Annotated in this window: 21 protein-coding genes; 9 read left to right on the top strand and 12 right to left on the bottom strand. The window is 64.1% G+C overall.

Annotation, left to right across the window (positions count from 1 at the left end; all coding sequences use genetic code 11):
- The coding region (locus BM214_RS12560) for a hypothetical protein (RefSeq protein ID WP_218149029.1) at nucleotides 1–277 on the top strand (277 nt) is incomplete at its 5' end.
- A 275-nt stretch (nucleotides 278–552) separates the two neighbouring features.
- On the opposite strand, the gene BM214_RS12365 is transcribed toward BM214_RS12560, so the two are convergent.
- The 4 genes from BM214_RS12365 to BM214_RS02840 form a co-directional block, all read right to left on the bottom strand.
- Nucleotides 553–1,383: a hypothetical protein gene (locus BM214_RS12365; protein ID WP_143096336.1), complete on the bottom strand. Its 831-nt coding sequence runs from the start codon at nucleotides 1,381–1,383 to the stop codon at nucleotides 553–555.
- A gap of 1 nt (nucleotide 1,384) precedes the next feature.
- Nucleotides 1,385–1,951, bottom strand: coding sequence for an acyltransferase (locus tag BM214_RS02850; RefSeq protein ID WP_090483678.1), 567 nt, complete (start codon nucleotides 1,949–1,951; stop codon nucleotides 1,385–1,387).
- A gap of 5 nt (nucleotides 1,952–1,956) precedes the next feature.
- Entirely contained in the window at nucleotides 1,957–3,945 is a 1,989-nt protein-coding gene (locus BM214_RS02845; RefSeq protein ID WP_090483677.1) for an O-linked N-acetylglucosamine transferase, SPINDLY family protein, read from the bottom strand.
- Nucleotides 3,946–4,113: 168 nt separating this feature from the next.
- A complete protein-coding gene (locus BM214_RS02840) occupies nucleotides 4,114–5,313 on the bottom strand; it encodes a flagellin (RefSeq protein WP_090483676.1) in 1,200 nt (399 codons plus the stop codon).
- 652 nt (nucleotides 5,314–5,965) lie between these two features.
- Between BM214_RS02840 and BM214_RS02835 the strand changes: the two genes are divergently transcribed.
- From BM214_RS02835 to BM214_RS02815, 5 genes are all read left to right on the top strand, one after another.
- Complete coding sequence (locus BM214_RS02835) at nucleotides 5,966–7,132, top strand: flagellin (protein WP_090483675.1); 1,167 nt, start codon at nucleotides 5,966–5,968, stop codon at nucleotides 7,130–7,132.
- An 85-nt stretch (nucleotides 7,133–7,217) separates the two neighbouring features.
- On the top strand, nucleotides 7,218–7,640 hold the full coding sequence (locus BM214_RS12935) for a flagellar protein FlaG (RefSeq protein WP_090483674.1): 423 nt from the start codon (nucleotides 7,218–7,220) through the stop codon (nucleotides 7,638–7,640).
- A 213-nt stretch (nucleotides 7,641–7,853) separates the two neighbouring features.
- Nucleotides 7,854–9,263, top strand: coding sequence for a flagellar filament capping protein FliD (gene fliD / locus BM214_RS02825; RefSeq protein ID WP_177217563.1), 1,410 nt, complete (start codon nucleotides 7,854–7,856; stop codon nucleotides 9,261–9,263).
- A gap of 232 nt (nucleotides 9,264–9,495) precedes the next feature.
- Nucleotides 9,496–9,936 carry a flagellar export chaperone FliS gene (gene fliS, locus BM214_RS02820; RefSeq protein ID WP_090483672.1) on the top strand — a complete coding sequence of 147 codons (441 nt, stop codon included), beginning with the start codon at nucleotides 9,496–9,498 and terminating at the stop codon, nucleotides 9,934–9,936.
- 41 nt (nucleotides 9,937–9,977) lie between these two features.
- The gene (locus tag BM214_RS02815; RefSeq protein ID WP_177217562.1) at nucleotides 9,978–10,298 is read left to right on the top strand and encodes a flagellar protein FliT; all 321 of its coding nucleotides are present in this window, start codon (nucleotides 9,978–9,980) and stop codon (nucleotides 10,296–10,298) included.
- Nucleotides 10,299–10,308: 10 nt separating this feature from the next.
- On the opposite strand, the gene BM214_RS02810 is transcribed toward BM214_RS02815, so the two are convergent.
- The 4 genes from BM214_RS02810 to BM214_RS02795 all read right to left on the bottom strand — a co-directional run bounded on the left by BM214_RS02810 (nucleotide 10,309) and on the right by BM214_RS02795 (nucleotide 13,427).
- Nucleotides 10,309–10,791, bottom strand: a complete 483-nt coding sequence (locus BM214_RS02810; protein ID WP_244887819.1) for a ribonuclease HepT family protein — start codon at nucleotides 10,789–10,791, stop codon at nucleotides 10,309–10,311.
- Nucleotides 10,788–11,087 (bottom strand): nucleotidyltransferase domain-containing protein, encoded by a 300-nt coding sequence (locus BM214_RS02805; RefSeq protein ID WP_090483670.1) that lies wholly within the window; start codon nucleotides 11,085–11,087, stop codon nucleotides 10,788–10,790. The genes BM214_RS02810 and BM214_RS02805 overlap by 4 nt, the downstream gene beginning before the upstream one ends.
- 39 nt (nucleotides 11,088–11,126) lie before the next feature.
- Nucleotides 11,127–12,530 carry an NAD(P)H-binding protein gene (locus tag BM214_RS02800; protein WP_090483669.1) on the bottom strand — a complete coding sequence of 468 codons (1,404 nt, stop codon included), beginning with the start codon at nucleotides 12,528–12,530 and terminating at the stop codon, nucleotides 11,127–11,129.
- Between the two features lie 165 nt (nucleotides 12,531–12,695).
- Nucleotides 12,696–13,427, bottom strand: a complete 732-nt coding sequence (locus tag BM214_RS02795) for a sulfite exporter TauE/SafE family protein (protein WP_090483668.1) — start codon at nucleotides 13,425–13,427, stop codon at nucleotides 12,696–12,698.
- A gap of 159 nt (nucleotides 13,428–13,586) precedes the next feature.
- On the opposite strand from BM214_RS02795, the gene BM214_RS02790 reads away from it, so the two are divergent.
- Both BM214_RS02790 and dusA read left to right on the top strand, forming a co-directional pair.
- Complete coding sequence (locus tag BM214_RS02790) at nucleotides 13,587–13,919, top strand: CCDC90 family protein (RefSeq protein WP_090483667.1); 333 nt, start codon at nucleotides 13,587–13,589, stop codon at nucleotides 13,917–13,919.
- 82 nt (nucleotides 13,920–14,001) lie between these two features.
- A complete protein-coding gene (gene dusA, locus BM214_RS02785; RefSeq protein ID WP_280521874.1) occupies nucleotides 14,002–14,976 on the top strand; it encodes a tRNA dihydrouridine(20/20a) synthase DusA in 975 nt (324 codons plus the stop codon).
- 79 nt (nucleotides 14,977–15,055) lie between these two features.
- Here the strand turns inward: dusA and purB are convergent, their stop codons facing one another.
- On the bottom strand, nucleotides 15,056–16,423 hold the full coding sequence (purB, locus tag BM214_RS02780; RefSeq protein ID WP_090483665.1) for an adenylosuccinate lyase: 1,368 nt from the start codon (nucleotides 16,421–16,423) through the stop codon (nucleotides 15,056–15,058).
- Between the two features lie 79 nt (nucleotides 16,424–16,502).
- On the opposite strand from purB, the gene BM214_RS02775 reads away from it, so the two are divergent.
- Nucleotides 16,503–17,900, top strand: a complete 1,398-nt coding sequence (locus BM214_RS02775) for a class II fumarate hydratase (RefSeq protein ID WP_090483664.1) — start codon at nucleotides 16,503–16,505, stop codon at nucleotides 17,898–17,900.
- A gap of 1,133 nt (nucleotides 17,901–19,033) precedes the next feature.
- On the opposite strand, the gene BM214_RS02770 is transcribed toward BM214_RS02775, so the two are convergent.
- The 3 genes from BM214_RS02770 to acnA form a co-directional block, all read right to left on the bottom strand.
- Nucleotides 19,034–21,016, bottom strand: coding sequence for a putative bifunctional diguanylate cyclase/phosphodiesterase (locus BM214_RS02770; RefSeq protein WP_090483708.1), 1,983 nt, complete (start codon nucleotides 21,014–21,016; stop codon nucleotides 19,034–19,036).
- A gap of 20 nt (nucleotides 21,017–21,036) precedes the next feature.
- A complete protein-coding gene (locus tag BM214_RS02765; RefSeq protein ID WP_280521873.1) occupies nucleotides 21,037–22,245 on the bottom strand; it encodes an HDOD domain-containing protein in 1,209 nt (402 codons plus the stop codon).
- A gap of 65 nt (nucleotides 22,246–22,310) precedes the next feature.
- The gene (acnA, locus tag BM214_RS02760; RefSeq protein WP_090483663.1) at nucleotides 22,311–25,052 is read right to left on the bottom strand and encodes an aconitate hydratase AcnA; all 2,742 of its coding nucleotides are present in this window, start codon (nucleotides 25,050–25,052) and stop codon (nucleotides 22,311–22,313) included.
- Nucleotides 25,053–25,259 lie beyond the last annotated feature (207 nt).

Raw genomic sequence — 25,259 nt, 5'->3', positions numbered from 1 at the left:
TCAGGATATCGTGGCATCTTGGGCGCTCCTCTCTCGCCCCCTGGGTGTTTTAAATACTCTATCAAACCAGACGACACTTATCCTGACAGGGGGGGTGCTTGAGCTCCTCCTCCACTCGCACCATTCGTTCGCGCAGTTCGATCTCGTAAACGGCGGGTGGCTGGCCCAGGCTCTGATCTGCCAGCCACTGGCCCAAATGATCCTTGATGTACTGGATATCGCTCTCAGTGAGAGTCATGACGGTCCCTCTCTGAATGCCATAGATCGCGCAACATAGTATGCCACAGATGGCTCGGTGCGGCTGCCTCCCCCTCTGAACTTAAGAGGATACAATACAGAGGCGACAACTAGTCTGACAGTGGGGGCACGCAGCGCGGCGTGAGTGTCCAGGTTGTGGACGGCGGGTAGACGGCGTTCGATGTGCCTCAGAGCTTCAATGAGCAGTTGCGCCCGGGTCTTCTCGTCCGGGGCGCTGCTGATCTGCTCGTAGAGCTCGATGACGGAGGTCATGGGGGGGTTATGGCACTGCAGGGATGGGTGTGCCAGCCTTCTTTATGTGTCAGGCTTGAAAAATTCTTTGACTTTTTCGTTTATGAATATTGATTTCAGTACCATTTCTACAAAAATCGGATCGTAGTAAGCAGCCCTATCAAGGACTTCTATTTCTTCTTGTAAGAAATCTATTTTTGTCGCTTTTTTTGAGCTGGGGTTTGGGTTGTGGTGCTGAGATGTTATATTCTTGAATTTTTCTTTAGTTTTTTCTTCGTCACCGAATCTCAGGCCAAGTAAGGAAACTAATTTATTAATCTTATCGAAGTCGTTCAATTCATCCATGCTAATCCAGTGGTAGCTATCATCTTTTTTCTTGCTTTTGTATATTTCTGCTGCTCTGATTTGTCGGGAATAAGCATCCAATACCCCCCAGAAGCAGAGCTGGTAATCTGAAAGGGTCTTTGGTTGAAAAATATCAAGACTTCCAGGGAAGGAAGGGTCTGATGAAAAATGCTGCCCACGCGTCGTGCGCATGGGTATGCTTCCCCTTTGGAAGAGACTATTTGCGGTTTGCCGGAAATCCCTATTGAGCAGTATGAGTTTTGGCCAAACCCCCATTCTTATCAGTGGTATTAGGAATCCCTTCCCAAAAACATTGCTTGTTTCAATGTAATTTTTCTCATTGCAAGAGTTGATGCTATTGATTTTCTTTTCTAAAAAGGAAATAGCATATCTTGGATTTTGTTTAACTTTTGGCAGGATGCTTGCATAGTTTGGTTCCGGCTCATGCTCAGCCCTTGTGTCTTTGCATAGCTTAAATATCTCAGTCAGTAATGTTGTCCCGGTACGTCCATGTGTAACCGTGAAGATGATGTTTTTTTGTGTTTTCATTTCACTCAAAACTCTTTATTGGTTTGGCAGGGCGCCCAGCTACCAAGGTAGAAGGTGGAACATCTCCAATGACGAGGCTGCCGGCGGCGATGACAGCATCTTGACCGATCACGGCAGGGCCCAAAACCATTACCCCAGAGCCCATCCAGACACCACGTTCGACTATAATATCCCTTCCGGATGAAGGGACTGCTTTCAAACGCTCCATCCCTTTTGACATGTAGTCATGAGTTCCGGTAAGCAGCATGCACCGATGCCCAAAAAAGCAGTCCTGTTTAATTGTGACATGTCCGGACCGCGTGTTAATAAGGAGGTCATTGATGGAAATATTGCATTGATCTAGGTGTACCCGCCCTGGATCTCCCCATATCCTGGGCTGTGTCAATTCATGCCGGGCAATATGTGGCATGAGTAGTCGCGATAAAACATCCAGATCTTTTTTTGTTGCGGTCCGCAACAAATTAAGGAATTCGCTTTCGGTATTTTTTATATCAGATTTCGGTTTTGTGGCGGGGGTGTATTCGTCTTCTTGCGCGTCTTCCGGTGTTTTTTTGATAATAGGAATCATGATGGCTATCCTTTACTCAGACCATCCAGGATCTGATCGATGGCGTTGCTTATGGTTTCATCCCCGGTTGAATCCTGGTTGTCGACCCTGTTTTGTTCTTGGTTAAAGGATTCTCTGCTTTTGTTTCTTTTCAGCGGATCGATTGTTTCCGGGATATTTGCCAGCACCGATTCCGGGATCGGTACGGGACCATTGAATTCAATGGGCGCAGCAGGTTTGCCTTGGGCCCATTGCTGGTACATCAATTCGAATGCGTGAAGGAGGTTGGCGGCGAATTGGACGTGGCCGCTCAGGGGGGATTTCTGGAACTGGCTGCGCAGGTTGCGACGCAGTTCGGCCAAATCATCCAGGCGGTTGGCCCAATCCAGGGCGATGCGTTTGTAGTCATCGAAATCCTGGGCGACCCATTCCGGGAGACCGGCGTTGGTGAGATGACTCGCGGCGTGGCGTCCGGCGAAGCTGGGGCCGGGGCAGGTGACCACTGGTACGCCCATGAACAGGGCCTCGATGGTGGTCAGGCCGCCGGTATACGGCCAGGGGTCCAGGGCGATGTCGATGCGGTTGTAGGTTCTGAGCAGTTCTGCGTGGGGGGAGGCCTTTTCCAGGATCAAGCGTTCCGCCGGGATCCCTTCTGCCTGGAAGGCCTGTTGCACCCAGGCGGTCACGTCCGGATCTTCGAAGCGCCGGTCCTTGAGCATGAGGCGGCTTTCGGGCAGGGCCTCCAGGATCCGGGCCCACAGGCCGATGATCTGGGGGTTGATCTTGTGCAGGTTATTGAAACATCCGAAGGTGATGTATCCGTTCTCCCGGGCCGGAAGTGGGTTCACTTCCGGCATGTAGGCGGGGGGGGCATAACTGACGTATCCCCCGGGTAGGCGGATCAGGTTCTCCGTATAGGTATCCTCGGAACCCGCCGGGGTTTCGATCCAGTCGGTGAGCAGGTAGTCCATGTTGGGCGCGGCCGAGGTATCGCTCAGTCCCCCGATCCACTTCACCTGCACGGGGGCCACGCGGGCGGCGACCAGGGGCAGGGCGGAGTGTTCGCTGTGGCCGGACATCTCCACCAGGATGTCCAATTCATCCTCCAAAAGCTTCTGCAGCTTGGCATTGAAGCTCCATCCATGCAGGGCGGTGTGGGTGACCGGAAGCTCCCCGAACCGTTGCGCGACGCCATCCTTGGGCTTGGGCGGATGGGTGCTGTAGAGCAGGATCTCACAGGGGAAGTAGTGGGCCAGCATGGCAATGGCCCCGTAGCTGAGCCATCCGGCGGGATGGGACCAGAACCCGTTGGAGATGAAGCCGATCCTGAGCTTGCGCCCTTCCAGCGGGCGTCTTTCCAGTTGGCGGATCTCCCCATGCAGGCGGGCACAGGTGTCGAACCAGTCCTTGTGCAGACCGATGAAGTCCTCCTTGGTCATTCCGGGCAGATAGTGCCCCAGCAGGATCAGGTTGGAGCGGATCCACAGGGCATCGGGCTCCAGGGTGGCCGCCAGCTTGTTCTGCACGAATCCGGCTTCGTGTTGGCCCAGGTCATAGAGACAGTTGCAGCAATCATTGAGCGCACCGGCCTCCGGGGCCTCCTTGAGGATCTCTTCGAACAGGGCCAGGGCCTCCCGGCGGCGGTTGGCCTTGATCAGGGTCCGGGCCAGGATGCGCTTGCTCTTGATGGGCTCCCGGCTGACTGGAAGGGAGCGCCGGGCCACGTCCAGCATCCCTTCGAAGTCCTTCTCCTTCTCCAGGAGTTCCAGGTGATGATGTACCACGGAGGGGTATTTCAGTCCGCCATTCTCCAGCGCCCGGTCGGAACACTTGCGCGCCTCCTCCGGCTGGTCCTGGGCCACTTTTACCCGGGCCAGGCTGGAGAGGATCAGGGGGTGGCGCGGATGGCGTTTCAGGCCCTGCCGGCAATGGGATTCGGCGCGCTCCAACTGGCCTTGCTCCAGGGCCTGTTGGATCTCCGTTAGGGTCTTTTTGAACCGTTCGAGGGATTTCATCAGATGGCATTTCCCGAAGGCTGGTCGGTAGTGCCATGTTACCCCATGGGCGGGTATACGGGTCTACGCGACCGGCAAGTGGTGGGGTGTGGGTCCTGACTGGGCCAGAAGGCCGGGCGGGTGGAGACCCGCCCGGCAAGGATGGCCGCCCCAGGGATGCGCAGCCGCTTACTGCAGCAGGGAGAGGACGTTGTTGGGGGTCTGGTTGGCCTGGGCCAGGACCGAGGTCCCCGCCTGTTGCAGGATCTGGGCTCGGGTCAGGGCCGCGGTCTCGGCGGCGAAATCCGCGTCCAGGATGCGGGATCGGGAGGCCGAGAGGTTTTCCACCCCCACCTCCAGGTTCGAGATGTTGGACTCGAACCGGTTCTGGATGGCCCCCAGCTCCGCCCGGAAGCCGTTGATCTGCTGCAAGGCGTAGTCCACGGTCACCATGGTGTCGTTGGCGTTGGCCACCGTGTCCACGGCCAGGTCGTTGAGGGAGATGGATTCGCCATCCAGCCCGATCGTGCCCCCCGTACCCACTGTAGAACCACCAATAGTCAAGGTCACACCCACATTAAACCCCTCACCATCATTCTCCAAGGTGCTTGAAAAGACCAGATCATTACCATCTGCAGAAAGGTTGGCCTTGATACCTGTATCACCTGTTTTCGCGTTAATGGCGGAAACGACATCATCCATGGACGAGACTGTAGCGGACACAGTGACAGTAGTTGCTCCATTGATAGTCAAGTCGAGGCCTGCAGTGGTGCCCTCAGCGAAGGCCTCTTCAAGGCTCAGGCCGGTCTTCCCTCCCACGGTGAAGCCACCAGTACCAGGTGTTGTACTCGCAAGATCGGTGGTTGACGTGAGCAACGCCCCCAACTCACTGCCCCGGGCATCCACGCCCCCCACCACGATGGTCTGGCCGGCGTTGGCCCCCACCTGGAAGATCAGGTCCTCCACGGAGCCATCCAGGATGTTGTCGTCGTTGAACTGGGTATTGGAGGCGATGCGGTTGATCTCGGAGATGGCCTGTTGCACCTCCTTATTCAGGGCCTCCCGGTCCGTATTGGAGTTGGTGGCGTTGGCGGACTGTACGGCCAGCTCGCGGATGCGCTGCAACAGGTTGCCCACCTCACCCAGGGCCCCCTCTGCGGTCTGGGCGTAACTGATCCCGTCCCCGGCGTTGCGGATGGCCTGCTCCTGGCCCCGGATCTGGGTGGTGAAGCGTTCGGAGATGGCCAGACCGGCGGCATCGTCCTTGGCGCTGTTGATGCGAAGCCCCGAGGAGAGGCGTTGCAGGGCCGTCTGCAGATCGGCCTGGCTGCTGTTGAGATTCCGCTGGGCATTGAGGGATGCGATGTTGGTATTGATGACCTGGGACATGATCGATGTTCTCCCTAGTGCATGTTTGGGCGGCGGTTATGGGTTGCGCGTCTGCCCTGGGGTGCTTACCCATCAGGGCGGCACGTGCGCGTACCCCTACCCTAGCAATCCACATGCCATCCCCTTTGATCCATTTCTTTAGGGTGTAAATATTCAATAAAACCAAAGACTCACGAGGATTCAGGGGGGGGCGACCCCAACGCCAGCAGGATTGGGAAGGGGGTTGGAGCGGGAAGTGGGGAGGGTGGGCGCGGCCCGGGTTTGCCGGTGACCGGCATACCGATGCCGTCAGGCGGATCCCGGGGTCCCGGGGGGGATGCGGTGGAATGGAGGGGAGATACACATCTATATAGGGTGTGTATGCCATCGATCCCCTGGGTGGCCCCTTCCATCGGTCGCTTGCGGGGACGGGGCAGCTCCGAGGTGGTGAGGGGCTGCCGGCTGGCCTATTCTTGCCGATAGGCGGCATCCGGTGGCCCGGTTTCCCGGGTTTGGCCGCAAGGCCGGCAATCCGGGGCCGCAAATTTTCCGCAAAGCGGCTAAAGCTTGCCGGTGGGGCGCCGATAAGGGGTTTGCAGGGGGATCCATCCCCCACGAAAACGGCAACCCAAGGGTCCCTGCCCGGGACCCGCATCCGGCAAGGAGAACGATCATGGCACAGGTCATCAACACCAACATCGCCTCGCTCACCGCGCAGCGCAATCTCAACGCCAGCCAGTCCCAGCTGCAGACCTCCCTGGAGCGTCTGTCCTCGGGGCTTCGCATCAACAGCGCCAAGGACGATGCCGCCGGTCTGGCCATCTCCGAGCGTTTTACCGCCCAGATCAACGGCCAGAACCAGGCGATCCGTAACGCCAACGACGGGATCTCCTTCGCCCAGACCGCGGAAGGGGCCCTGAGCGAGATCGGCAACATCACCCAACGCATCCGCGAACTGGCCGTGCAATCCGCCAACGCCACCAACTCCGCCTCCGACCGCGAGGCCCTGAACAACGAGGTGAAGCAGTCCATCGCCGAGATCAACCGCATCGCCTCGTCCACCCAGTTCAACAGTGCCAACGTCCTGGATGGCTCCGTGGAGGACCTGATCTTCCAGGTGGGAGCCAACGCCGGTCAGACCATCAAGGTGGATGGTATGGACTCCCGGGGTAGTGAGCTGGGTGCTTTGATCAAATCTACAGATGGATTTAAAACTGGCGGGGGGGCTGATATCTCTGTTGATGACATCTTCGCTAGTGGAACTGCCAGTTATGGTATGACTGTTGTTTACGGCGGATCGAGTGTTGCAATTTCGGGCACAGCTTCTTCCATGGATGATATCGTCTCCGCCATCAACGCTAAATCGGCTGATACAGGGGTTAAGGCCAATCTCAGCGCAGATGGTGAAAATTTGGTCTTTTCCGCTGCCCTGGATGATGAAAACGCAGGAGGGACTCTTACAATCAAAGGTATCGATGTTGGCGGAAACACTGAAGCTGATGTGGATTTGGGGGGTGTTACCACAACCACACTTAACGACGTTGCCGTCGATACAGTGGACAACGCCAACAAGGCCATCGTGACTGTGGACTATGTCCTGGACCAGGTGAACTCGATGCGCGCCGACCTGGGTGCGGTGCAGAACCGGTTCGAGTCCACGGTGAACAACCTGGAGGTCAGCTCCGAAAATCTTGCGGCCTCGAGATCCCGCATCCAGGATGCGGACTTCGCCGCCGAGACCGCGGCCCTGACCCGGGCCCAGATCCTGCAGCAGGCCGGCACCTCGGTCCTGGCGCAGGCCAACCAGGCCCCCAATAATGTGCTGGCCCTGCTCCAGTAACCCGCCGGGGGTGATGTGAACGCGGCGGCCCGGGGGGCGAAGGCTTCCCGGGCTGTCGTTCTTCCCGCCATCGGGGAAGAGGAGAATGCAGATGGATACACGAATTCATGCCTTGCCCTTGCAGCCTGTCCAGACCTCAAATGCGGCTCCCTCCGCATTACCGGCTGCGGGCGGTGAGACGCTGCCGGTCCTTGCGCCTTCAGAAGGCAAATCCCTGCCGGCTACGGGGCGTTCTCAGGCCGGAGTGGATCCTGCCCGGGGGGATCCATCCTCGTCCCGCGGATTCTCCGAACAGGTGGGGGATGCGGTCCAGCGGATCAACGACTTTGTCCAGGTGGTGCAAAGGGATCTGCAGTTTACGGTGGATGAGGATACCGGAAGGACGGTGGTCAAGGTCTTCGATGCCCGCAGCGAGGAGCTCATCCGTCAGCTTCCGCCGGAAGAGATCCTGGAGGTGGCGGCCTACATGGACGAGTTGCGTGGGTTGCTGGTACAGGACAAGGCCTGATTTGGCCTGTATCTTGCATAAGATATCCTGTCTGCAGGCGGTGGCCCCGATGCGGAGATCTTCGCCAGCAGCCGGAAGCGTTCTACGGGGCATGCCTTTGCGAAAAGGGCGCGTCCCGCAGGGCGTTTCAGGACCTTCGCGAAAACATATGACGGAAATGAATCGCTATGGCCCTCCATGGGGGCGGGGCCCTCAGGGCCCGGGAGGAAGATGATGTCGACGATCAGTTCGTTGGGTGTGGGCTCCGGGATCGATGTGCGGGGACTGGTAGACCAGTTGGTGGCTGCCGAGCGGGAGCCCTGGGAGAAGCGGCTCACCAGCCGTCAGCAGGATATCGAGACCCAGATCTCCGGGCTGGGGCGTCTTAAGGAAGGGCTCAGCCAGTTCGGTTCGGTGGTGGCCGATCTCAAGTACAGCTGGAGTTTCCGGGGGATCGAGTCCAAGGTCTCCGACGAGGGGGTCCTCTCCGCGGATGCACAGTCCAACGCACCGGTGGGGAACTATGAGGTGCGGGTGGACCAACTGGCCCAGTCCCAGCGGCTGACCACCAATGAGGATCTCTTCGGCGCCGATTTCTCCCCCGGGACCACCTCCCTGGGCGCAGGGGATGTGACCCTCACCTATGCCGACGGCAGCACCGAGACCTTCACCCTGACGGAGGAGGCGGACACGCTCCAGGACCTGCGGGCCATGATCAATGCGGAATCGGACAAGGCCCGGGCCGAGGTGGTGGACGATGGCAGCGGCTACCGCATGGTCCTTACTACTACCGGGACCGGAGAGGAGAATGCCATCTCCGGCATCGGGGTGAGCAATGCGGATCCCGCGGCCCTGCTCAATGAGCTGGCCTTCGACGCCGCCTCCATGGATGGCAACGGTACCAGCGGGGGGTTTACCCAGTTGCGGGCCTCCCAGGATGCGGTACTGTTCGTGGATGGTCTGCAGATTACCCGCTCCACCAACCAGGTGGCGGATGCCATCGATGGGGTCCGTCTGGAACTGACCGATGTGGGTACCACCCGGGTCTCGGTGAGCGAGAAGTACGGGGTGGCAAAGGAGGCCATCCAGGGGTTCGTGGAGGCCTATAACAGCCTGCGTGCCACCATCAATGAACTGGGGGCCTATGATCCGGAAACGGGGGAGTCTGGGCTGCTGAACGGCGATGCCACCCTGCGCGGTGTGCAGACGGACCTGGCCCGGACCCTGGGGGAGGCCGTGGAGGGCATGGATGGCGGGATCCGCGCCCTGGCGGACCTGGGGATCACCACCCGCCGGGACGGCACCCTGGAGCTGGATGAGCAGAAGCTGAACGAGGCCCTGGCCACGGATCCCGAGGCGGTGGAAGAGCTCTTTACCCGTGCCGATACCGGTGTGGGTGCCCGGATGGATTCGGTGGTGAAGCAGTACACCGGGTGGGACAGTATCCTCAACATCAGGAACCAGAGCCTGCAAGACCGGCTCGAGGGGATCGATGAGGAATGGGAGGATCTGAACCGCCGCATGGATCGCTATGAGAGCCGCATGATCGCCCAGTTCTCCGCCATGGATGCGCAGGTGGCCTCCCTGAACAAGACCAGTGAGTTTCTGGACAACCAACTGGCGGCCCTCAACAGCGGCAAGTAGTAAAAATCCCTGGCGCGCGGCGGGTGCCTATGTGTCCTGGGTACGGACCCAAGCCCCCGGGATTCAGATCCGGGCCGGTATGGGGTGGGCGCCGGATGGGTGGGTGGAACACGTCCGGAATCCCAGTTGATGGGGTACCCGCATGGAGAGGACGGGGCCGAGGCGCTCAAGCCCCCGCCGCCTTGGCCGATACCTTGAGTCACGGGTACGATCCATCTTGGAGCAACAGCACATGAGTTACGCCGCCATGCACAAAGGCATCAATCAGTACCAGCAGGTGGGCGCCGCCGGGGCGGCGTTCGCCGACCCCCACCGCCTGATCGAGATGCTGCTCAATGGCGGCATCGACCGACTGGCCCAGGCCCGCGGCGCCGTCCTGCGAGGCGACCGGCCCGCCAAGGTCAAGCTCATCGGCAAGGCCCTGGATATCATCGGTGGTCTGCGTGGCGGTCTGGACCTGGAGCGGGGCGGCGAGATCGCCCGAAACCTGGACGAACTGTACGACTACATGCAGCGCCGACTGGTGACCGCCAATGCGCGGGACGACGTGGAGATCCTGGACGAGGTGAGCCGGCTCCTCGCGGAGATCCGGGATGGATGGCAGGCCATCCCCCCCGAGGCCCGCAAGCCCGGGAAGGAAACCCCAGCCACCCCATCCCAACAGCCGGAATAAGATCCGCTGCCATGCCCTTTCCCCGGGCACAAGTGGAGCGCATGTTGGCAGCGGCCGCGGATCTGGAGCGGCTGGCCCTGCGGCGTCTGGAATGGGCCCGGCAGGGAGACTGGGAGCCGCTGCTCGCCAGTGAAACAAGGCATGCCGATCTTGCGAAAGTGATCGATGCGGCCGGGCTGGATCCGCACAGCCCGGAGGCCGAAGCCCTGGCCCGGCGCCTGACGCGGATTCGGGAACTGGACCGTGCCCTTCAGCCCCTTCTGGAGGATGCCCGCGATCGGCTGGGGGAAGAGTTGCGCCAGATCCGCCGCAAGGCCAGCGGTGCCCGGGCCTACCAGCAGGTGGATCGCGGGCGGGGTTGAAGCCGGTTGCTTACCACCATCCCCGCTGCCTCAGATCGTTCATCACCGCCTCGGTGACCTCGATCAGAGTGGGTACGTAGGCATGTCCATTCTGTAGAGCATTGGCCAGGATACGCGGGTCATCGATGTACTCGTGGATCATTTGATTGCGTAGTTTGCGCATCGTCAGCCAATCTTCGGCAGAAGGGAGGATCCCCAGGCGTTCCGCCGTGTCCAGATTGTCGATTGCAGCTCCCGTCCTCTCTCCCAGTGCCTCCAGATGGATGGGCAGCAACTTGTCTCCCAGGGTGTCCTGCAGACGTCCGAAACGTGCCACGAAGGCATCCGCTCGTTCGGCAAGATCGATATCCCTTTCCAGGGAACGCGCCCGTTCCTCCGTGAAGGCTTGGGCAAACAGGCGTTGGTCCGTCAGCATCAACTGCCTGGCCTCTTTGCGGGCCAACTCGGCCAGAAAGCGTAAACGGCGGTGCTTTTCGGGCGGCAGGACCTTCACAGCAGCACACCTTCCCGCCGGGCCACGTCGTGGATGGGCAGGGTGCGTAGATTGGGGGCGCTCAGGATGACGTCCACGCGGCGCCCCTGCAGGTGCCGGCTGATCCGGGCGGAAAGTTGAGCGGACACCAGGGCGGGTTGTTCCACCGGTCGCTCGAGGGTCACGAAGAGGTCCACATCGCCACCCCGGGCGCTGTCGTCCAGGCGGGAACCGAACAGCCGTACCTGCGCATCGGAACCTGCCACATCGGCCACGATGCGGCGGATGGCTGCCTGTTGCTCGGGGGATAACCGCATGGGTGGAGTGTACTACAACACCTGTGTAAGCCCCTATTTTTACCGCGCCAGGCGCGCCAGTTTGTGCTGGTAGCGCCGCATCACCAGCAGGTGTACCACTGCCTGGGTCCAGCGGTAGATGGACCAGGGCAGGGCGGGGGCGTAGTCATGGATGGCGGCCAGGGTGTAGCGCCCCCCCAGCACCGACTGGAACTCGAAACGGGCCTGGCCCGGACTGGGCCGGGCCAGGATCCCCCCCGTGATGTAGTACACCTGCCTTTCGGGGCCGGATGCCTGCGGGGCGTGGTGCAGGGTGAGCAGGCGCAATCCCGGCCAGACCAGGTCCACGTGGATCCGGCCGTCTTCCTGGATCCGGGTGCGCACCATGGGCCAGCAGCAGCTCCCCAGCCAGCGGAAGTAGTTGCCCGCCACCCAGGCGGCATCCTGGCCCGGGGGCTGGAGGATGCGCTGGATGGAGCGCACCAGGCTGGCCTGACGCAGTTCCGCGGCCACTTCCCGGCGGATGGGTTGTCTCGGGCTGGGCCGCAGGCGTTTGCGCTCCGGATCCACTGCTTCTTCCAGGGCCCGGTGAAAGGGGATGGCGTCCGGGTCGATGTGGGCCTGCACCGGGTTGCTGCGGATGCGGGTATCCCGGGGCAGGCTGGCCATGATGGGGCCCACCAGTTCCGCCGGGGCGCCGGTGATCCAGCGCACCCCCAGGGCGGCGATGCGTTCCGGCATCCAGGGCAGGGGGATCACCAGGCGCCGCAGACCCAGCACCCGGGCGGTGCGGCGCAGCATGGTCTCATAGCTCAGCCATTCCGGTCCGCCGATATCCAGGGGGCCTTGGCATGGGCCGGGGTGGTCCAGGCAATAGCCAATGGCCCGGGTGAGATCCCGCAGGGCGATGGGGCGGGTCACCGACCGGGCCGTGGGGGGCAGGATCAGCACCCCCATGCGCCGCACCAGTTCCACCATGAGCCGGGTGGCCGAGCCCCCAGGGCCCACCACCAGCCCCGCCCGCAGTACGGTGACCGGTACCCCGTGGGCCCCCAGGGCCATCTCCACCTCCCGGCGGCTCCATAGCAGGCGGGAGATGCGAAAGCTCTCCGGGATAAGGCCACTGACGAAGATGATCTGCTGCACGCCATTGGCGGCGGCGGCGCGGGCAAAGTTGTCCGCCAGGATCAGGTCCATGTCCCGGGGGGTGGCCTGAGTGAGCCGGGAGGAGGGGGCCAGGGAATGGATCAGGTAGATGGCCCGCTCGCACCCTTCCAGGGCCCGGTTCACGTCGGACTGGGAGAACAGATCGCAGTGCCGCCAGGTGATGCGGGGATCCGGGTCCGGCGTCGCGGCGCGGGCCCGGGAGCGGGTGAGGGCGGTGACCTGATGTTCCCCGGCCAGTTCATGGCACAGGGCCGTGCCGATGAAACCACTGGCCCCGGCGACGGTGATCCGGGCCATCAGAACGACCGCTCAACAAGGTATGGCCCATCCAGGGGCCGCCGCAGGTGCAGACACCGTGATGGCTGTGCGGGGCCCGCCTCAAAGGCCCATCCGCTCGCGAGGCTGCAGTCAGCTTGCGCATCGGGGAAGGGATACATGATCACAGTGTACCGCGCCCGGAGATCAGACCGGGAGGGCCTGTACCATGGCCGCCGCGCCCGCCAGGGCGGAGAAGGCGAGGACCACGGGCCGCAACCAGCGCCGGTCCAGCCGGTGCGCCACCTGGCCCGAGATCCAGAAACCCAGGAGGATGGCCGGCAGCAGGGAGAGTCCCAGCAGGACCTCCACGGGACCGAAGCGGTCCAGCCAGGCCAGGGTGGATAGAGAAAGGATGCCGGCGGGCACGAAGATGGCCGACAGGGTCCCGCGCAGGCGCGGCCCCGAGACGTTCTGGAAGGCCAGGGCCAGGGGCGGCCCTCCGATGGAGGTGATGGTGGCCATGAAGCCGGAAAGCCCCGCTGCCGGGAGCAGGATGGCCGGGCCAGGGTCCGGAACCCGCCGCACCAGACTCAGGGCGACGGCCAGCAGCACCAGCGCCCCCAGCAATCCCCCCAAAAGGTCCTGGTCCACCACCCCCAGCACCAGCGCCGCCAGGGCCGTCCCCGCGAGGCTACCGGGCAGGGCCCAGGCCACATCAGCGGGCTGTACCGCCCGCCACTCCCGCAGCAGGATCAGCAGCGGCAGGCTCATGCCGATGATGATCATGGGGGCGGGCACCAGCAGCGGATGGATCAGATAGAGCAGGGGCGCGCCCAGCAGGGCCACGCCATAGCCGATGGCGCCCTGGAGGATGGCTCCCACCAGGATCACGGCGCTGGCCAGGAGCCACTGCAGCAGGGAGAGGGGGAAATCCATAGGGGGTCTGCACGGCGAAGGATTTTGGCGCTAGAGTAATGATTGTGTACAGAGACCGCCAGGCACGTCGACCCGCCATCGTGTGGTCGCGCCCGGCGGGGCCGACGAGGCAAACCAGTGACGGTTTGCGCACCTGATGAAAGGGCAGGAGGCTCGGGCATGACCATGCTGGCATTCGATACCCATTCCCATATCAAGCGTCTGATCGCCGCCGGTTTCACGGAGGCCCAGGCAGAGGCCCAGACCCAGGCCCTGCTGGAGCTCCTGGAAAACCGGCTCGTCACCAAGGACGATATTCGGGACATGGCCACCCGAAAGGATCTGGAAAGAATGCTTCAGGAAATGGCCAGTCAGCGGAAGATGGACAGAATGCGTGAGAAGATAGCCACCAAGAAGGATGTGGAATTGCTCTCCAAGGAGCTCACCATCAAGCTGGGTGGGATTCTGATTATATGGTTCGTTCTGTTGGGGATCATGCAGGTGCTGTTGTGAACCTGGAAACGTCCCACAAAATACGATCTAAAACGTGACCACGAAGACCCCCGCCCAATCAACTGCTAGCCCGCATTCCTCCGTGGTTTCAGGGTCCCACCGCTGTTGTCTGGCCCCCATGCTGGACTGGACGGACCGCCATTTCCGGTACTTCCTGCGCCTGATCACCCGCCGGACCTTCCTCTATACGGAGATGGTCACGACCGGTGCGCTGCTGCACGGGGACGCGGACCGGCATCTGCGTTTCGATCCCGCCGAGCACCCGGTGGCCCTGCAGCTCGGCGGGTCCGATCCCGATGCCCTGGCCCGTGCCGCCTCCATGGGGGCGGCCTGGGGCTATGATGAGGTGAATCTGAATGTGGGCTGTCCTTCAGACCGGGTCCATTCCGGTCGCTTCGGGGCCTGCCTCATGGCCGAGCCGGATCTCGTGGCCGAGGGGGTGCGGGCCATGAAGGCGGTGGTGGATCTCCCCGTAACGGTGAAATGCCGCATCGGCATCGATGATCTGGACAGCGAGGCCCATCTGTTCCGTTTCGTGGATCGGGTGGCCGCCGCTGGTTGCGACCTGTTCATCGTGCATGCCCGCAAGGCCTGGCTGCAGGGGCTGAGCCCGAAACAGAACCGGGAGATCCCCCCCCTGTGCTACGAGCGGGTGCACCGGCTCAAGGAAGCCTTCCCGCAGCTGACGGTGGTGATCAACGGCGGGTTGTCCACCCTGGAGCAGATGCAGGGGCAATTGGCCCATGTGGATGGGGTGATGGTGGGGCGGGAGGCCTATCACAACCCCTACCTGCTGGCCGGGGTGGACGCGGCCCTGTACGGGGATGTCGGGCCGGTGCCCACACGGCATCAGGTGGTGGAGCGGTTTCTGCCCTATGTGGAGGCCCGGCTGGCGGAGGGGGTCCCCCTGCAGACCATGACCCGTCATATCCTGGGGCTGTTCCAGGGGGTTCCCGGGGCCCGGGCCTGGCGGCGGCATCTCAGCGAGCATGCCCATCGCCCGGGGGCCGGGGCCGAGGTCATCCGGGAGGCGGCGGAACAGGTCCGAGGGGGGTGAGCGGGCCTGCCGGGTCTCCCTTCCCCTGAGGTGCCATGGCCCCGGATGGGTGTCCCGAAGGGACCCATCCGGGAATGCATCAGATGCGTTCGGCCTGTGCCCCGGCATTGCCGGTGTAGTTGCCGGGGGTGAGGGCCTTCAGGCGGGCCTTGTCCTCCTCCGGGATCTCCAGGGTGTCGATGAAGGCCCGCAGGCGGGGTCCGTCCACCCGTTGCCCGCGGGTGAGTTCCTTGAGCTTTTCGTAGGGCTTCTCCACCCCATGACGGCGCATCACCGTCTGGATGGGCTCGGCCAGCACCTCCCAATTGGCCTCCAGATCTGCGTCCAGACGTGCGGGATCGGCCTCCAGCTTGGTGAGCCCCTTGGCCGTCGCCTGGTAGGCGATGACCGACCAGGCGAACCCCAGGCCGATGTTGCGCAGCACCGTGGAGTCGGTCAGGTCCCGCTGCCAGCGGGAGATGGGCAGCTTGCCTGCCAGATGGCCGAAGACGGCATTGGCCAGCCCCAGGTTGCCCTCGGCGTTCTCGAAATCGATGGGATTGACCTTGTGGGGCATGGTGGAGGAACCCACCTCCCCGGCCACCACCCGCTGCTTGAAGTAGCCCAGTGCGATATAGCCCCACACGTCCCGGGCGAAGTCCGTGAGCACGGTGTTGAAGCGTTCCATGGCGTGGAAGAGTTCCGCCATGTAGTCGTGGGGTTCGATCTGGATGGTATAGGGGTTCATCTCCAGCCCCAGCCCCTCGATGAAGCCGCGGCTCAGGGCCTCCCAGTCCACCTCCGGATACGCGCTCAGGTGGGCGTTGTAGTTGCCCACGGCCCCGTTCATCTTGCCCCGGATGCGGACATCGGCCACCTGGTTGCGCTGGGCCTTGAGGCGGTGCACGACATTGGCCAGTTCCTTGCCCAGGGTGGTGGGGGAGGCGGGCTGGCCATGGGTGCGCGAGAGCATGGGCTGGTGGGCGTGGCGGTGGGCCAGATCCCGCAGGGCATGGATGAGTTCGTCCATCAGCGGCAGGATGGCCTGGCCCCGGGCCTCCTTGAGCATGAGGGCGTAGGCCAGGTTGTTGATGTCCTCGGAGGTGCAGGCGAAGTGGATGAACTCGCTCACCGCTTCCAGTTCCGCGTTGCCCCGGATCTTCTCCTTGAGGAAGTACTCCACCGCCTTCACGTCGTGATTGGTGGTGCGCTCGATGTTCTTCACCCGCTGGGCATCCGCCTCGGAGAAGTTCTCCACGAGGCCGGCGAGGATGTTGTCGGCGTGCTCCCCGAACGCAGGGACCTCCGGGATCCCCGGGTGGGCGCTCAGGGCCCGGAGCCATTCCACTTCCACCCGGACGCGGTGGCGGATGAGACCGAATTCGCTGAAGATGGGGCGCAGCATCTCGGTCTTGTCGCCATAGCGGCCATCCACCGGCGCGATGGCGGTGAGGGGGGAAAGCTCCATGGGGTGTCTCCAAGTCTCGCGAAAGGGGCGAAATTATACTACACCACGATTTTCAGCACACAGCCGGGATCCGGAGGGGATGATGGGCGCGGGAGAACGGATCGAGCGGGACAGCATGGGCGAGGTGGCGGTACCCGCCGACGCCCTCTACGGGGCCCAGACCCAGCGGGCGGTGGACAACTTCCCCATGAGCGGGATGACCCTGCCGCCGGCCTTCATCCGGGCCCTGGGGGAGGTGAAGGCCGCCTGCGCCCGGGTGAACGGGGAGCTGGGCCTTTTACCCCCCGAGAAGGCGGCGGCCATCCAGCGGGCCGCCGAGGCCGTGGCCGGGGGGGAGCATGCCGGGCAGTTCCCGGTGGATGTCTTCCAGACCGGGAGCGGCACCAGCTCCAACATGAACGCCAACGAGGTGATCGCGCGCCTGGCCTCCATGGAGTTGGGGGCGCCGGTGCATGCCAACGATGACGTGAACCGGGGGCAGAGTTCCAACGATGTCATCCCCACCGCCCTGCATGTATCCGCCCGCCTCGGGCTGAAGCACCACCTGCTGCCGGCCCTGGAGGACCTGGCCCGGGCGCTGGAGAGTCGTGCCCGGGCCCTGGATCACGTGGTCAAGACGGGCCGCACCCATCTTATGGATGCCCTGCCCATCCGCCTCGGTCAGGAGGTGGGGGCCTGGGGCCGGCAGGTACGCTATGGCATCGAGCGGTTGCAGGACAGCGCCGTGCGCCTGGAGGAACTGGCCATCGGCGCCACTGCCGTGGGTACGGGGGTCAACGCCCCTGCAGGGTTCGGCGAGGCGGTGGCCCGGGACCTGGCCCGGCGCACGGGGGTGCCCTTCCGGCCCAAGCCTGACCGCTTCGAGGCCCTGGCCGCCCAGGACAGCGCGGTGGAGATCAGCGGCCAGCTCCGGACCGTGGCGGTGAGCCTGATGAAGATCTGCAACGATCTGCGCTGGATGAACTCCGGCCCCCTGGCGGGGCTGGGGGAGATCACCCTGCCGCCCCTGCAGCCGGGGAGCAGCATCATGCCGGGGAAGGTGAATCCGGTGGCCCCCGAGGCGGTGGCCATGGCCTGCACCCAGGTGATGGGCAACGATGCCGCCGTCGCCGTGGCCGGGCAGTCGGGCAACTTCCAGTTGAACGTGATGCTGCCGGTGATCGCCCACAACCTGCTGCAGAGTGTGGAACTGCTGGCCAACGGGGCCCGTCTGCTGGCCACGCGGGTCATCCCGGGGTTTGGTGTGGACGAGGAGCGCATGCGCCGGGCCCTGGAGCATAACCCCATCCTGGTGACGGCCCTCAATCCGGTCATCGGTTATGAGCAGGGGGCCGCCATCGCCAAACGGGCCTATCGGGAAGGCCGTCCGATCCTGGAGGTGGCTCGGGAGAGGACGGACCTGGACGAGGAACGCCTGCGGGCCCTGCTGGACCCGATGGCGCTCGCCCGTGGGGGGCCGGGGTCCAAGGATGAATGAAGCGACATCCTGGGAACGCCGAGCCCCAGCTCGGCTTAAGGAAGGATGCCGAGCTGGGGCTCGGCGCTCCCAGGGGTTGGCATGGCTGCGGTGATCCCCCGCACCTGGATTCACCTTTGCCTTGCATTGGAAAGGCTTACATCTCTTGGATGAGTGCTGACCGAGAGCCTGGATGCGTATTGGCCACCGGCCATCCGGCCTCCACGGGCGTCGTGGTCATCACCGGGGTGGGCTTTCTGGGTTCCGGGCGAGGTGGGTCACGCTGGGAACGCCGAGCCCCAGCTCGGCTTAGGAAGGATGCCGAGCTGGGGCTCGGCGCTCCCAGGGATGGGCACAGCTGCGGTTTCTCTCCTGTATATGGATTCACCTTTGCCTGGATTGGAAGTACTTGCATTTCATGGAGGAGTGCCATCTGGAGAGCCTGAATGCCTGTGGGTCACCGGCCATCCGGCCGCCACTGGCGTTGTGGTCATCACCGGGGTGGGCTTTCTGGGTTCCGGGCGAGGTGGGTCACGCTGGGAACGCCGAGCCCCAGCTCGGCTTAGGAAGGATGCCGAGCTGGGGCTCGGCGCTCCCAGGGGTTGGCATGGCTGCGGTGATCCCCCGCACCTGGATTCACCTTTGCCTTGCATTGGAAAGGCTTACATCTCTTGGATGAGTGCTGACCGAGAGCCTGGATGCGTATTGGCCACCGGCCATCCGGCCTCCACGGGCGTCGTGGTCATCACCGGGGTGGGCTTTCTGGGTTCCGGGCGAGGTGGGTCACGCTGGGAACGCCGAGCCCCAGCTCGGCTTGGGAATGGATGCCGAGCTGGGGCTCGGCGCTCCCAGGGATGGGCACAGCTGCGGTTTCTCTCCTGTATCTGGATTCACCTTTGCCTGGATTGGAAGTACTTGCATTTCATGGAGGAGTGCCACCCGGAGAGCCTGAATGCCTGTGGGTCACCGGCCATCCGGTCGCTACGGGCGTTGTGGTCACCGCCGGGGTGGGCTTTCCGGGGTTCCCCGGGCGAGGTGGGTCATGCCGGGAACGCTGAGCCCCAGCTCGGCTTAGGAAGGATGCCGAGCTGGGGCTCGGCGCTCCCAGGGGTTGGCAGAACGAACGAGACTGCGGTGTGTTGAGGGAATCCGCTTCAGTGGGGGGGAGGCAGCCGGTTCCGGGGCGGCGTCTCCAGGAGGGGGATCAAGGTCTCCAGGGGGGCGGGGCGGGCGTAATAAAACCCCTGCACCAGGCCGCAGTCCAGGCCTTTCACGAAGGCCAGTTGCTCGGAGGTTTCCACCCCCTCGGCGATGACTTCCAGACCCAGCCCCTTAGCCATGGCCACGATGGCGGTGACGATGGCGGCGTCGTTGGCATCCTCCGGGGCGTCCTGTACGAAGGTCCGGTCCACCTTGAGGGTGTGGATGGGGAAGTTCTTGAGGTGGCTCAGGGAGGAGTAGCCCGTGCCGAAGTCGTCCACGGCCAGGCGGAAACCCAGGTGGTGCAGTTGCCGCAGGCTGTTCACCGCAGCGTCCACGTCCTGCATGAGGGTGCTCTCGGTGAGTTCCAGCTCGATCCACTGCGGCGGGATGTCCCCCTGGCGCAGGATGTCCCGGTAGGTCTGCACCAGATCTGCCTGGCGAAACTGCCGCGGGGAGAGGTTGACGGCCACCCACTCCGGCCGCAGCCCCCCGGCCTCCAACTGCTGCAGATCCCGGCAGACCCGCTGCATCACCCAGGCCCCCAGGCCCTCGATGAGCCCCGTCTCCTCGGCGATGGGGATGAACTGGGCCGGGGGGAGCATGCCTTCCTGGGGATGCTCCCAGCGCAGCAGGGCCTCCATGCCACGGACCCGTCCGCTGGCGAGGCAGATCTGCGGCTGGTAGTGGATCTCCAGCTGGTCTCGGGAGAGGGCCTTGGCCAATGCGTTCTCCAGGACCAGATACCGGTAGCTGTGGGAATTCATCTCCCGGGTATAGAAGTGGTATCCGTTGCGTCCCTGGCGCTTGGCCTCGTGCAGGGCGGCGTCGGCGTTCTTGATCAGGGTTTCGCCGTCCTCGCCGTCCAGGGGGTGGATGCTGACCCCGGCGCTGCAGGCAAGGAAGACGGCGTGCCCCTCCACCTCGTACTCCCGGTTCACGGCCTGCACCAGGCGATGGGCCACTCGTGCCGCCAGGTCCGGAGACTCCACTGCATTCAGAAGGATACCGAACTCGTCCCCGCCTAGACGCGATAGGGTGATCTCCGCCCGCCGCAGGCGGTAGCGGGCGGTCATGGCCTCGTCGGAGAGCAGGCCCTGCAGGTCCGTGGCCACCCGCTGCAGGAGGCGGTCCCCGGCGCGGTGACCCAGGGAATCGTTGATGCGCTTGAAATGATCCAGGTCCATGAGGATCACGGCCAGGTAGCCTCCCCATTCCCCCTGTTCCTGATGCGATCCCAGCAACTGGTTCAGGCGGTCGCCGAACAGGATGCGGTTGGGCAGGCCGGTGAGGGTGTCGTGGCTGTACTGATGGGCGAGGGCCTCGGACTGGCGCCGGGAGACGCGCTCCAGGGTCTCCCGCTGCCGGGCCAGGAGGGCGTAGAGGTCCGCGCTCTCCAGGGCATAGGCGGCGTGGAACAGCACCAGGGTAAGCAGCCGCAGGCCCAGTTCGTCCCGTTGCAGGGACTGGCTCTGGATGCGGCCCACGAACATGCCTCGGATGCGGGAGCGGGTGGCGATCACGTGCAGCACCCAATGGACTTCGCCGCTGTCCCGGGCCGGCAGGCATACCGGGCGGTTCTGGTTGAGGGCCCAGGCGAAGGTGCCGTCTTCGATGAATGCATCGACCCTGCGCTCCAGGTCTGCCCCGGCGCCCGCGTCCGGTGGGCGGTAATGGAGGCGGAAGTCCGAGGCGTCATCCACCAGGTAATACCCGGCGTCCTCCAGGGACAGGAGGCGATGGATGCAGTCGTGGGCCTTCTCCAGGATGGGGCCGGGATCCCGGTCCTGCTCGTGGTCGCCGAACAGGGTGGTGATGGACAGCAGCACGTCCAGGGCATACTGGTGACGTTGCGCCGCCTCTTCCAGATGCCGCACGCGCTCCCTCAAATAGACGTCTCCGGGGGTCGGCTCCTGGTCCTTGTCTGTCACGGTCATCCCGTAGCTGCTCCCGTTGCTCATGTCAGAAACACTTCCAGTGTCTGCTGGTAGTGCCGGTCCGTCTGTGCGGCGATCTGCTCCAGGGCGGATTCGGGCAGGGCCAGGCGCTGCCAGGCCGTCTCTTCCACGGCGGGGCAGTAGCGTTCGCCGCTGGTGCCCAGACGCAGGGCATGGGCCATGCTGTCCGCCAGGTGTACCGTGGCGGTCTCCATGGGATACCGGCGGGCCTCGTCCGGGCTGTGGTGATGGCGTACCGGTTCGATGAGGGCCGGGGGCAGCCGCCAGTGCTCCAGCAGGGCCGCTCCCAACTGGCTGTGGTCAAAGCCCAGTTCCCGGGATTCCACCCGGTACAGCAGATCGCCGCTGCGGTCGCGTGCCGCCAGCACGCGGGTGGCCCAATCCTCCAGGTGCATGAACAGGATCAGGCGGCCGATATCATGCAGGAGTCCTGCCACGTATGCCCGTTCCAGGTTCGCCTCCCGTCGGAAAAATGCCACCGATCGGGCCATCAGGGCGCAGCCGATGCTGTGCCGCCAGAAGGAATCCATGTCCACGCCGCTCACCGGGATGCGGCTGAAGTGGCGGATGAGGGTGGCCGCCAGCACCAGGTCCCGTACCTGTTGTGTGCCGAGGATGCCGATGGCCTGGGGGATGGACTCCACCCGGGTGGGGAACTGGTAGAGGCTGCTGTTGGCGATGCGCAGGATGCGGGCGCTGAGGGCGGGATCGGCGCCGATGGTGCGGGCCACGGTATCCAGGGAGCTGGCGGGGTCGTCGATGACCGCCTGGATACGATGGTAGAGGTCCGCCAGGGTGCCCAGGTCCGGATCGCGGCGGAGCACGTCCTGCACGATCCCGGGGATCATGCCTGCTCCAGGCGCCGGGAGAGGCGTTCCACCGCCAGGCGGAACAGGGTGCCCATGGGGGGGGTGTTCCAGGTCCGCGTGGCGGAAGACCTCCCGCAGGACCGCCTCGGCCCGGGCCTGGGCATCCGTTGCGGGCTGCATCGCCCCATCCCCGTCGGCAGGGGCCTGGTGCGCCGCCGCACCGGAGGGATCCCGAACGCTCAGGGTGGTGATGCCCCAGATCTTCAACACCCGCAGATGCTTCTCCTTCAGTGGCGCCCCGGCGGGGATCAGCAGCCGGCCGCTGCGGTCGCGTACATCCTCGGCGACGATCATGCCGGGGTGGGCGTCCTGGGTGGGGAGGGTCTTTCTGCGTTCCATGGGGATCCTTGTGCGGTCCCCGCCGCTCCGCGGCGGGGTCTTATGGGGGCTTGCCTGCCGTTGTCTCAGTCCATCGCCAGTTGCCGCAGCACGTAGTGCAGGATACCGCCGTGGCGATAGTAGGCCCATTCATTGGGGGTGTCGATGCGCACCCGGGCGGTGAATCGGATCTCGCCGCCATCTTCGGCCCGGGCGGTGACCTGGGCCGTCTTCGGCCCCCCCTCCAGGGGTTCGATGTCGAAGCGCTCGTGCCCCGTCAGCCCCAGGGACTCGGCGCTTTCTCCCTCCTGGAACTGCAGCGGCAGGACGCCGAAGCCCACCAGATTGGAGCGGTGGATGCGCTCGAAGCTCTCGGCGATCACGGCCCGGATGCCCAAAAGGCGGGTGCCCTTGGCCGCCCAGTCCCGGGAGGAGCCGGTGCCGTATTCCTTGCCCGCCAGGACGATGAGCGGTACGCCCTCATGCTGGTAGCGCATGGCGGCATCATAGACGGTCATGGCCTCACCTTCGGGCAGGTGGGTGGTCCATCCCCCCTCCGTGCCCGGGGCCATGCGGTTGCGCAGGCGCACGTTGGCGAAGGTACCGCGCATCATCACCTCGTGATTGCCCCGGCGGGAGCCGTAGGAGTTGAACTCCTTGGGCTCGATGCCGTGTTCCTGCAGATAACGTCCCGCGGGGCTCTCGGGGTGGATGCCGCCGGCAGGGGAGATGTGGTCGGTGGTGATGGAGTCCCCCACCATCACCAGGCAGCGGGCCCCCTGCACCGGGGCCGGAGGCTCGGGGGTCAGAGTCATGCCCTCGAAGTAGGGCGGATGTTTGACGTAGGTGGATTCCCGCCAGTCGTAGCGCTCGGATTCGCTGATCTCGATGCCCTGCCAGTGGCTGTCTCCCTGGAAGACGTCGGCGTACTTCTCCCGGTAGATCTGCGAGGTGATATGGGCATGCATGAGGGCGTTGATCTCCGCCTGGCTGGGCCAGATGTCCTTGAGAAAGACCGGATGTCCCGCGCTGTCGGTGCCCAGGGGGTCCTTGTACAGGTCCACGGCCATGGAGCCCGCCAGGGCATAGGCCACCACCAGCGGCGGCGAGGCCAGGTAGTTGGTGCGCACGTCGGGGTGGATGCGTCCCTCGAAGTTGCGGTTGCCGGAGAGCACCGAGGCCACCATCAGGTCTCCCTTGCGGATGGCCTCGGCGATGGGGCCGGGCAGGGGGCCGGCATTGCCGATGCAGGTGGTGCAGCCAAAGCCCACCACACCAAAACCCAGGTCCTCCAGGGCATCCATCAGTCCGGCCTTCTTCAGATAGGCGGGCACCACCTGGGAGCCGGGGGCGAGGGAGGTCTTCACCCAGGGCTTGGGCCGCAGCCCCCGTTCATGGGCCTTCTTCGCCACGAGGCCCGCGGCCAGCAGGACGGCGGGGTTGGAGGTGTTGGTGCAGGAGGTGATGGCGGCGATCACCACGGCACCGTGCTTGAGCAGGTGGCGCTGGCCGTCCATCTCGAATTCCACCGCGCCCTTCTCGTGGCAGTCGTCCACCCCGGGGGCGGCGTGGCCGCCCTCGTCGGCGAAGCGCTCCTCCTGATCGTCCGCCGGCGCGGCGTGATGCTCCCGCAGGAATTGATCCAGGGTGTCCATGAAGCTGCCGCGGGCCCGGTCCAGGGGGATGCGGTCCTGGGGCCGCTTGGGTCCGGCCAGGCTGGGCACGACGCTACCCAGGTCCAGCTCCAGCAGCTCGCTGTATTCGGGCTCGCGGCCGCCCTTCTCCCGCCAGAGCCCCTGTTCCCGGGCATAGGCCTCCACCAGGGCCACCTGCTGCTCATCGCGTCCCGACAGCCTGAGATAGGTCAGGGTCTCGCTGTCCACGGGGAAGATGCCGCAGGTGGCCCCGTATTCCGGGGCCATGTTGGCGATGGTGGCCCGGTCCGCCAGGGGCAGGTGCTCCAGACCGTCGCCGAAGAATTCCACGAACTTGCCCACCACGCCCCGCTGCCGGAGCATCTGGGTGACGGTGAGCACCAGGTCCGTGGCCGTGGCCCCCTCCGGCAGCCGGCCGGTGAGCCGGAATCCCACCACCTGGGGGATGAGCATGGACACGGGCTGGCCCAGCATGGCCGCCTCCGCCTCGATGCCGCCCACGCCCCAGCCCAGGACCCCCAGGCCGTTGACCATGGTGGTGTGGGAGTCGGTGCCCACCAGGGTGTCGGGGTAGGCGTGGCATTCGCCGTTGTCCTCGCGCACGAACACCGTCTGCGCCAGGTATTCCAGGTTCACCTGGTGCACGATGCCGGTCCCCGGCGGCACCACCCGGAAGTTCTCGAAGGCCTTTTGTCCCCAGCGCAGGAACTGGTAACGCTCCCGGTTGCGGTGGTATTCCAGCTTGATGTTCAGGTCCAGGGCGTTGCGCTGGTTGTAGTAGTCCACCATCACCGAGTGGTCGATGACCAGGTCCACCGGGGCCAGGGGGTTGATGCGATTGGGATCCTTGCCCAGGGCGCTCATGGCATCGCGCATGGCCGCCAGGTCCACCACCGCCGGCACCCCGGTGAAATCCTGCAGCAGCACCCGGGCCGGGGTGAAGGCGATCTCCTGGCTGGGTTCGGCAGCGGGGTCCCAGGCCAGCAGGGCCTCGATCTGCTGGGGGGTGACGTTGTCGCCGTCCTCGTTGCGCAGCAGATTTTCCAGGAGCACCTTGAGGGCATAGGGCAGACGGTCCACATCGTAGCGCTCCCGCAGGGGGGCCAGGCTGTGGATGTGGTAGCTGCGGTCTTCCACCTCGAGGCGGGAACGGGTCTGGAATGTATCGGTCATCGCGCTACTTCCCTCGGTCGTGGGGCGGATTGGGGTGCCGCATCGTTCTCGGCCGGTCCCGAGGCGGCGGCTCCCGCATGCAGTATGGCATGGCGTGGCACGGAGTGAAGACGGCGAAGCACCGTCGGGCAGAGGTGCGGCACCCGAGTGGTCTGCTTGCGCACGCTGGTTTAGAATGCTGCCGCGCAATATCTCCAATTGTCAAAA

It is taken from the genome of Ectothiorhodospira mobilis (assembly GCF_900114895.1).
GTDB lineage: Bacteria > Pseudomonadota > Gammaproteobacteria > Ectothiorhodospirales > Ectothiorhodospiraceae > Ectothiorhodospira > Ectothiorhodospira mobilis_A.
This window is presented reverse-complemented; position numbering and strand designations above follow the sequence as displayed.

Coding starts and splice junctions, on each gene's coding strand:
- acnA (WP_090483663.1), bottom strand. CDS start 25,052: ATGACCGATACATTCCAGACCCGTTCCCGCCTCGAGGTGGAAGACCGC.
- BM214_RS02835 (WP_090483675.1), top strand. CDS start 5,966: ATGGCACAGGTCATCAACACCAACATCGCCTCGCTCACCGCGCAGCGC.
- fliD (WP_177217563.1), top strand. CDS start 7,854: ATGTCGACGATCAGTTCGTTGGGTGTGGGCTCCGGGATCGATGTGCGG.
- BM214_RS02815 (WP_177217562.1), top strand. CDS start 9,978: ATGTTGGCAGCGGCCGCGGATCTGGAGCGGCTGGCCCTGCGGCGTCTG.
- fliS (WP_090483672.1), top strand. CDS start 9,496: ATGAGTTACGCCGCCATGCACAAAGGCATCAATCAGTACCAGCAGGTG.
- BM214_RS02790 (WP_090483667.1), top strand. CDS start 13,587: ATGACCATGCTGGCATTCGATACCCATTCCCATATCAAGCGTCTGATC.
- BM214_RS12365 (WP_143096336.1), bottom strand. CDS start 1,383: ATGAAAACACAAAAAAACATCATCTTCACGGTTACACATGGACGTACC.
- BM214_RS02795 (WP_090483668.1), bottom strand. CDS start 13,427: ATGGATTTCCCCCTCTCCCTGCTGCAGTGGCTCCTGGCCAGCGCCGTG.
- BM214_RS02765 (WP_280521873.1), bottom strand. CDS start 22,245: ATGGAACGCAGAAAGACCCTCCCCACCCAGGACGCCCACCCCGGCATG.
- BM214_RS02775 (WP_090483664.1), top strand. CDS start 16,503: ATGATGGGCGCGGGAGAACGGATCGAGCGGGACAGCATGGGCGAGGTG.
- purB (WP_090483665.1), bottom strand. CDS start 16,423: ATGGAGCTTTCCCCCCTCACCGCCATCGCGCCGGTGGATGGCCGCTAT.
- BM214_RS02850 (WP_090483678.1), bottom strand. CDS start 1,951: ATGATTCCTATTATCAAAAAAACACCGGAAGACGCGCAAGAAGACGAA.
- BM214_RS02770 (WP_090483708.1), bottom strand. CDS start 21,016: ATGACCGTGACAGACAAGGACCAGGAGCCGACCCCCGGAGACGTCTAT.
- BM214_RS02800 (WP_090483669.1), bottom strand. CDS start 12,530: ATGGCCCGGATCACCGTCGCCGGGGCCAGTGGTTTCATCGGCACGGCC.
- BM214_RS12935 (WP_090483674.1), top strand. CDS start 7,218: ATGCAGATGGATACACGAATTCATGCCTTGCCCTTGCAGCCTGTCCAG.
- BM214_RS02805 (WP_090483670.1), bottom strand. CDS start 11,087: ATGCGGTTATCCCCCGAGCAACAGGCAGCCATCCGCCGCATCGTGGCC.
- BM214_RS02845 (WP_090483677.1), bottom strand. CDS start 3,945: ATGAAATCCCTCGAACGGTTCAAAAAGACCCTAACGGAGATCCAACAG.
- BM214_RS02840 (WP_090483676.1), bottom strand. CDS start 5,313: ATGTCCCAGGTCATCAATACCAACATCGCATCCCTCAATGCCCAGCGG.